Source organism: Iodobacter sp. BJB302, assembly GCF_002735645.1.
GTDB lineage: Bacteria > Pseudomonadota > Gammaproteobacteria > Burkholderiales > Chitinibacteraceae > Iodobacter.
Genome location: NZ_PDZG01000176.1, coordinates 1 through 968, shown reverse-complemented (window position 1 = coordinate 968; position 968 = coordinate 1). Strand labels below are relative to the sequence as shown.

The following is a 968-nucleotide window of genomic DNA, read 5'->3' as shown; positions in this document are numbered from 1 at the left end:
GGGTATCAGCGCAGCAAGAACCCGACTGGGCCATAGTGTCATGGCGAGCATTGCGGAGCAATGCTTACAACCCCTCGCGATCAACCCTCAACAATCCCCGCGTTCTTTTTATCAAAAATGGCGCATTGTCGCCATGGATGGCTCAACTCTTGAAGTGGCCAATGAAAAAGCGTGTCGTGATGAATTCGGCGCACCAGGAACGCAGCAAGGGTACACCGGCTACCCTCAGTTGCGTTTTGTCAGCCTACAAGAGCACGGCACAAATGCACTCTTTGGGCTTGCTTTGGGCGGGTATATAGAGAGTGAAATCTCACTTGCACAGCAAAGCATTTTACACCTTAAGCCCGATATGCTGTGCCTAGCAGACCGTGGTTTTGCTGGGTTTCCAACATGGCAAGCCGCACAAAAAACAGGTGCTCAACTGCTTTGGCGAACCCCAAAAAATCGTATTTTTCCAGTGCATCAGCGCTTAGCAGATGGCTCATTTTTATCCATCATAAAGCCTTCATCTGCGACACTGAAGGGTATGGCTGAGCCCCGCGATGGCACGCCTATCATCGTGCGCGTGATTGAATATCAAATGCCAGGTCTTCCAGATGCGGAGCCTTTGTATCGCTTAATCACCACACTACTCGACGAAAAAACGGCACCTGCTGAAGAGTTGGCCGCGCTTTATCATGCGCGCTGGGATATTGAGACGACTTTCGCAGAGCTTAAAACGACGCTCAAAGGCGCTGACATTATATTGCGGAGTAAAACACCTGACTTGGTCAAGCAAGAGTTTTGGGGCTTACTCTTGGCGCACCATATCACGCGAAAAGTGATGCAGGAGGCGGGCTTGAAGACCGATCAAATAGCCAACGATTTGAGTTTTAAGCAGAGCTTAAACATTGTGCGCCGCAAGCTACCCAGCAGTGGCGCAATTCCCCCCTGAGCAGTTCGAAATCTGGTGGGCCAATGTGGTAATA

The 968-nt window shown here is 50.5% G+C and carries 1 protein-coding gene; it reads left to right on the top strand.

Annotated elements, in window-relative coordinates; genetic code table 11:
- The coding region (locus tag CSQ88_RS22470) for an IS4 family transposase (RefSeq protein ID WP_143449591.1) at positions 1–934 on the top strand (934 nt) is incomplete at its 5' end.
- Positions 935–968: the final 34 nt, after the last annotated feature.